Origin of the sequence: Colwellia sp. D2M02, assembly GCF_018860755.1 — a bacterium.
In the GTDB taxonomy this organism is placed as follows: domain Bacteria; phylum Pseudomonadota; class Gammaproteobacteria; order Enterobacterales; family Alteromonadaceae; genus Colwellia; species Colwellia asteriadis.
Window position 1 is genome coordinate 41,028 of sequence record NZ_JAHKPW010000054.1, and the last position, 7,443, is coordinate 48,470.

The 7,443-nt window shown below is 37.7% G+C and carries 4 protein-coding genes; 1 reads left to right on the plus strand and 3 read right to left on the minus strand.

Going from position 1 to position 7,443, the window contains the following annotated elements; all coding sequences use genetic code 11:
- Positions 1 to 99: 99 nt before the first annotated feature.
- The 3 genes from KO495_RS08855 to KO495_RS08865 all read right to left on the minus strand — a co-directional run bounded on the left by KO495_RS08855 (position 100) and on the right by KO495_RS08865 (position 5,526).
- Complete coding sequence (locus KO495_RS08855; RefSeq protein WP_215980051.1) at positions 100 to 1,389, minus strand: dipeptidase; 1,290 nt, start codon at positions 1,387 to 1,389, stop codon at positions 100 to 102.
- A 123-nt stretch (positions 1,390 to 1,512) separates the two neighbouring features.
- Positions 1,513 to 4,224 carry an ATP-binding protein gene (locus KO495_RS08860; RefSeq protein ID WP_215980052.1) on the minus strand — a complete coding sequence of 904 codons (2,712 nt, stop codon included), beginning with the start codon at positions 4,222 to 4,224 and terminating at the stop codon, positions 1,513 to 1,515.
- 39 nt (positions 4,225 to 4,263) lie between these two features.
- Positions 4,264 to 5,526: an ABC transporter substrate-binding protein gene (locus KO495_RS08865; RefSeq protein WP_215980053.1), complete on the minus strand. Its 1,263-nt coding sequence runs from the start codon at positions 5,524 to 5,526 to the stop codon at positions 4,264 to 4,266.
- Between the two features lie 243 nt (positions 5,527 to 5,769).
- Here KO495_RS08865 and KO495_RS08870 point away from each other — a divergent pair, with 243 nt between their 5' ends.
- Positions 5,770 to 7,416 (plus strand): SulP family inorganic anion transporter, encoded by a 1,647-nt coding sequence (locus KO495_RS08870; RefSeq protein WP_215980060.1) that lies wholly within the window; start codon positions 5,770 to 5,772, stop codon positions 7,414 to 7,416.
- The last annotated feature ends 27 nt before the right edge of the window (positions 7,417 to 7,443 follow it).

Genomic DNA, 7,443 nt, shown 5'->3' on the forward strand with positions numbered 1-7,443 from the left:
TTAACGAAGAAGTTAGGAAAATAGCAACTAGAGAAACATTTGTTAAGCCGAGATCGGGTTGCATTAACACCGCCTTAATAAAGCCCTTTAAAAAAGCGATTAATGCTCAGCCGCGTAAGCTTCTACCTCTTGCCAAACACGCATTAAATTACCCGAGAGTATTTTAACAATATCGGCTTCGCTATAACCGCGCTTTAATAACCCTTCAATTAAATTAGGGTATGAAGCAACATCTTTTAAGTTGGTTGGCAAGCTGTCACCTACGCCATCATAATCAGAGCCAATACCAACATAGTCAATGCCCACTAACTTAACCACATGATCAAAGTGATCTAATACTTGCTCTAAGCTGGCGTATAAATAAGGATTTTTTGCTAAGTAAGCTTTCGAAAATTCTTTAACCTGTTCACTTTTTTCATCTAAGCCATGCTCTAAGGCAAAGGCTTTTACTGCCGCTTTATGGATATTACGTTTGTCGATTGACGCTTGTGAAATAAAGCTTGAACCGAAGTTTATTTGAATAACGCCACCATTTTCAGCCAGTAGCTTGATCATGTCGTCACTCATATTACGCTCAAAACCTGGCGTAAAGTGACGCGCTGAAGAGTGTGAAGCAATCACTGGCGCTTTACTGACTTCCATCACTTGATAAAAAGCTTCATCAGAAATATGAGAAACATCAACCATCACGCCAATGTTATTCATTGCTTGTACTAACTCTTTACCAAAATCAGTTAACCCTTTGGCTGGTCGCTCAATATCATAAGAAGAGTCTGAGATATGATTTGCTTTCGAATGCGTTAAAGTGATGTAACGAATACCGCGATCGTAAAAGTGTTTAAGGTTAGCTAAATCGCCTTCAATTGCGCTACCATTTTCCATTCCCATCGGTAATGAAATCAGTCCATTAGCGAAGTTTTTACTTAAATCGCCACTAGAGTATGCTAACGCAAATTTATTAGGCGCGGCTTTGACTATATCTTCAACCATGGTAATTAAGTTGTCGGCAAGTGCTTTACTACCGCCTGTTTTTTCAAGTGTCGCTGGAATGTAAATCGACATAAATGCAGCATTTAAACCACCAGCAACAGCTCTTGGATAATCAAAATCACCATGAGGTGTGTGCTCAGAAACATCTTCAAACTGACTTTCTAAACGATAAGGCACATCAATGTGCGTGTCGGCAATAATGTACTTCTTAGCAATTTCATTCGCTTGTTGTGCTAATGAGAGTTTAGGAGCGGCGGCAGCACTTTGCTCTGCTTGACGGCTTAACGGTGCGTTATCTTGGCAGCCTGAAATTGCTAACCCTAGGGCAATTAACACTGCTACAGCTAAGGGCTTAGCGTATATTTTACCTGGTAGATTTTTTTTAACTGATAGGCTCATAGTAATAGGCTTCTTATTATGTGAATTGAAGATATAAAACCTTACTGTGCCAAGCCATTAGTATAATGTCAAAGTTCATCGGTGAAATGAATAAGTATCATTATCGCATACACAAGACTTGGGTTAAGTAGAGCTAAGGTACTTACTTAAAATGCGCTCCATATCATTGCGGTGTAACGGTTTAGTAATATACTCATTCATACCTGAATCCATGCCTTTATTGATATCGTCACGCATAGCGTTAGCAGAGAGCCCACAAACAATTAAATCGTCAAAGCCAAGCTTTCGAATACTTTTAGTCGCTTCATAACCATCTAAAACAGGCATTTGAATGTCCATAAAGATCAAATCATACGCTTGATTGTGCTTTATTTTTTCAACTGCTTGTTCGCCATCACCAGCAATATCGTATGTTAAACCAAAGCTTTTTAGTACTTTACCAGCAACCAATTGGTTAATAGTATTATCTTCAACTAATAGCACATGCCCTTGAAAGGTTAGGACTTTTTCACTGTCACGAATAGCTTTTGCCGATGTCACTATAGGAGGCGATTGCATATCATGCTCTTCACGAAATAGGTCACTTAAAAAAGAATGAATACGACTGGGTAATAAAGGCTGATGAATAAAGTGCTTTCCTCCTAACTTAAGTAAAGATTCTTTTATCTCATCTGCATGAGTTTCAAGACAAAAACCGAGTAAAATATTGCTCGTGCATAGCTTATTAATAATACTACGTTGCTGTGAAGTAAGTAATTTACCCACAAAAATAATAAGTACTTGTTTCTCGTTTTCTTCTTGTTCTTTTTGGATAGCAAAAGGACCGTCATCAGATATTAAGTCGACTTGGTTCACTATTATCGAACGAGTGAAATAAGGCGTGAATGACCGATTATATATTGCCAACTCTTGCTCAAGGTTACATAGGTGAACACAAGGCTGCAACGAAAGCGTAGGGGGTGATATATCTGCCTTTATTAGCGCAAATGGAATAGTAACAATAAATGTACTACCAACATTAAGTGTTGATTTTAATTTGATGCTCCCTCCCATTAATTTCACTAACTGCTCAGAAATGCTTAAGCCTAAACCTGTTCCTCCATAATGGCGACTCGTGGAACCATCGGCTTGAATAAAGTCCTTAAAAATATTTTGTTGTTGTTCATCGCTAATACCAATACCGCTATCAATAACCTGTAAACAAAGTGTAGCTCCCGTTTTATCTGGGTGAACTTCATGACTGACTTTTAAAGTTATATGCCCTTTTTCGGTAAATTTAACCGCATTGTTGACCAAATTAAGTAATATTTGACTTAAACGTACGGGATCTCCTTCAAGAGTTTCGGATAAATTTTCAGGCAATAAACAATGAATGTTGATATTTTTTTCTGCCGCTCTTACGACTACAGACTCAATAATATTTTCAATGATGGTACCCGGATTGAAAGCAATATTTTCAATCACTAACTTACCTGCTTCAATTTTAGAGAAATCGAGAATATCATTGATAACACTCATGAGAATGCTGGTGGAGTAACGAATTTTATTCAGGTAGTCCATTTCTTCATTAGGTAAGTCTTTCAACATAAGTAGGTCAACTAAGCCGACAATACCATTAATTGGCGTCCTAATTTCATGGCTCATATTAGCTAAAAAAATACTTTTAGCTTTAGTGGCTTTTTCTGCTTTTTCCGTTTCTATGATTAATTGTTCATTCAGCTGTCTTGCTTCTAATAACAGCGTATTAGTTTGTAGGTTTTTATTTTTAAAGATATTAGCTGAGCGAATTAACTTGCCTATTTCATCAACACGAGAAGAGGTCAATTCTTCTTTCAATTCTTTGTTTTCTGCCAGTATATCGAATACTTTGGTTACTCGCTGTATTGGAAAAATTAAACGGTATACTACAAAAACCATCACCATTAGCATCATAATCAAACTCAGAATAAACATTGCATTACTACGATGTCCTGATTGCTCAACCGTATGATTTAAGGTGCTATTATTGTCCTTTAAATACGTCAAAAATGCTTGGCTTAAACTCTTGGCTAAATAAAGAAACTCATTAGCAGAGCCAGACATAACAACATTTACTAAAAACTGATAATTACGCGTTATTTGCGTTAATTGAAAAAAATTGCTGTTAATATGATTAACACTTGCAGTGATACTTTTCGTGCTACTAGGATCATTTATCTTGCTTAACAATTCATCTAGTTGTGATTTGATTTTATTAAACTTTTCTATAGGTTCAAAAGTTGAATACAATGCATATTCATAGACACTAACTTGCAGCTGATTTATTAAAGAAAGTAATTCTCTGTAATATGCTTTTTTAGTATCAACATTCCTTGAAGCATTAATCTGCTCAGTTAACTGAGCTTTTACTGCTTCAATTTCAGTGACAATATTTTCATCAAATAATGACTTTCTTTTTATGAGGGTTTCTACAACCACATCAAAATTCTCGCGATAGCTGGTTAAATGGCCTCGCATGCTATTAATAACGGTTTGTTGCTTCTTATCGAGTGTGCTTATATCAATAAACATTGAAATATCAGCCAACTTCTCATTAATTGACTGCATCGTTTGCTCAAATCGCTTGAGTACAGATTGACTATTATTTTGCTGATAGATCAAAACACTACGTTGCAAATCTAAAACATCTTTTTCAAAGGCTTTTACTAGCATAACTTTATTAGCAACACGCTGAGTTGTTGATAAGCCAGACGTTAATAGCTTTTGACTTTCAACCGCTACAAACTGCTGCCCTAAAGCAAGTAGTAAGATAACAAGTAAAGCGGCCGTTAACTGTAGTTTTAAACTGCTAAACATATAAGACTCTGCTTAAAAATGTGTTGCGGAAGGTGGTAACTAAGCATTAATAAATTCATACCATTTTTGTAAACTATAATCATAAGTTGGCATAACCGAGTTCCAAACTGCAACGTTACTAAAACGCTTTTGATAACTCCCTCCACTTCTTGTATCTCCAGCTTTGACAGATATTTTATTATCTGTTCCCTTTAAGTTTTGACCGGCAGGCTTGCCGTCATACCAGTAATCCCATTCATCTTGAGATAGGTATTTAGCTGCTCGCTGAGGGTTTGATATATAATACCCTTGCTTAGCAATATAAGCACCGGGCCAACCTGAAAGCCACCAATTCATATAATCATATGCTGCATCTTTTGCTCGACCTTCAGTGCGACTAGACAAACACATAACACCATGCCAGCCTCGATAGCCTTCTTTAGGAGCGGCATAGTTAACAGGAATATTTATGCCATTTAACGCTGAAACCGCTGGAGAAAACATACTTTCAATAACAACGCGATCTGATTTCATAAACTCGACAGACTCGGGCACAGAAGTCCAAAAACCACTAAAGTGACCAGCCTGCTTAAATTCAATTAAAATATTAAACAATTGATCTAATTCTGCTTTAGTCATCGCGCCAATATTGTTAAAAGCCATCAGGTTATTCGCCTGGGCGGCCAATGCCAAATCAAACAAGCCAATGGTAGGCGCATTAATAATACCGACCTTGCCACTATATTTTTCATTCAACAGCCAGCCCCAGCTTTCGGTTTCATAAGGTATACCAGCCTGAATAACATTGGTGTTATAACCAAAAGAGTCAACATTATGAACATAAGGAAGAAAACTAATATCATTAGTGTGCTCAGCGCCTAACATGTTATTTTTTTGCACATGCAATAACTTATGGGGAGCATCACCTGCACCATATTTTGCAGATGGCGTTATTCGGCCAGTCTTGGTTAAGTTATTAATTTCACCCCAATGGGTTATTCTTGATTTATCAATGGATTGAATAGCACCCGAGCGCCATAAAACATTAATACTATTAGACCATTGCTCGTATAAATCGAACGATTGAGGAAACATTGCTGCTTTTTGTAATACTGCAGCACTACCTTTAGGCTCAAAGATAAGTTTAATGCCTAAATCTTCCATTGCTCTTTGCCTTAGCTCTTCTTGCAAAGTGACATGGGTTCCTAGTATTCGTAACGTGACCTTTTCTTTGGCAATAATATAAGGTGCTTTAATAATACAGGCGCCTGTTAACGTCCCTGCTGCAATATTTTTTAACGCTTTTCTGCGAGAAATATCCATAATTATCATCACTGTGAGAATGTTATTCTCAGTATAGGGGCTTTTAAATTTTTTGCGGTTATATTACAAAGTTTAATATAACTGAATTAAATATACTCGCATTATGAATACTTAATTAATGTATTCCTACAACATCCTTTGCTGCATCTATAACAATTTGCTAAAATCACGCGATTTATTTGTTTTTCTTTTTTGCTTTCATAAATAAGGGTTTCTGCTGTGTTTGATAATCGTTTTAAAGATATGAGTATCAAAGGTGATTTATTTGGTGGTGTTACCACAGCGATCATTTCCCTCCCCTTAGCGTTAGCCTTTGGTGTTGCTTCTGGTGCTGGTGCTGAAGCCGGTCTTTGGGGCGCCATTTTGGTTGGCTTATTTGCCGCCTTATTTGGTGGCTCTACTAGTTTAATTTCTGAACCGACCGGCCCAATGACTGTAATTATGACTGCAGTACTTACCAGTATGATGGCTAAATATCCAGAAACTGGCATGGCCATGGGTTTTACTGTGGTTATTATGGCCGGTGCCTTTCAAGTATTGTTGGGGACACTTAAACTCGGTAAATACATAACCTTAATGCCCTACAGCGTTATTTCAGGTTTTATGTCTGGCATTGGGGTTATCCTCATTATTTTACAGCTATCACCTTTACTAGGACATTCAGCTCCCGCTGGCGGTGTAATGGGCACGTTATCGGCGCTGCCTAATACTTTAGTTAACTTAAAATTTAGCGAACTCTTTCTTGGTTTATTAACCCTAGCAATACTCTTCTTTTTCCCGAGTAAATACCGAAAATATGTCCCTGCACAATTAGTAGCATTAGTTGCAATAACGTTATTGTCTGTAATTATTTTCGACACTGATAGTATCCGCCGAATTGGTGAAATACCTGCTGGGTTGCCTTCTTTAGTGTTACCGCACATTAATACCGAAATGTTTATGACAATGGTGATTGATGCTTTGGTATTAGGTACGCTAGGCTGTATTGATACCCTATTAACCGCCGTTATTGGTGACTCTTTGACCCGTAAAGTACATGACTCAGACAAAGAGCTGCGTGGTCAAGGTATTGCCAATATGATCTCAGGTTTATTTGGCGCGCTACCAGGTGCTGGTGCAACTATGGGTACCGTAACTAATATTCAGGTTGGAGCACGTTCGCCACTGTCAGGCATCATCCGCGCGTTAATGCTAGCACTTGTCGTATTAATTGCGGGTAGCTTAACTGAACCGATTCCTATGGCAGTTTTAGCTGGTATTGCCGTTTATGTTGGCTTTAACATTCTCGATTGGAGCTTTATTCAACGTGCTCATAAAGTGAGTATGCCCGGTATGGCGGTCATGTATGGCGTAATGTTATTAACGGTATTCGTCGACTTAATTGTTGCCGTAGGCTTAGGCGTATTTATATCAAATATTATTATTATTGAACAACTTAGCCGTGTTCAAGCACGACAAGTTAAAGCGATAAGTGATGCCGATGATAATATTGTTCCATTAACTGATAGCGAACGAGGCTTACTTGACCAAGCTAACGGTAAGGTGCTGTTTTTCTACTTGTCAGGTCCTATGATATTTAGTGTTTCAAAGGCAATATCACAGCAGCACGCAAGTATTGATGATTACGATGTTATGATTCTGGATTTGACTGATGTTCCTATGATTGATGTTACTGTTGGCTTAGCTCTTGAAAACGCCATTAAGGATGCATTAGATGTTAATTGTGAAGTGTTACTTTTGTGCCCTAATACAAAAACCCGTCAGCAATTAGAAAAGTTTAGAGTGTTAGATCTAGTCCCTGACGGCAATACCTACTCATTTCGCTACGAAGCACTACAAGCCTCGTTAAAGCATGTTGAAAAGAATAATCAACCAGTACTTGAGTGTTAGGGGCTGTTGATCTTTCGAGATTGTTTT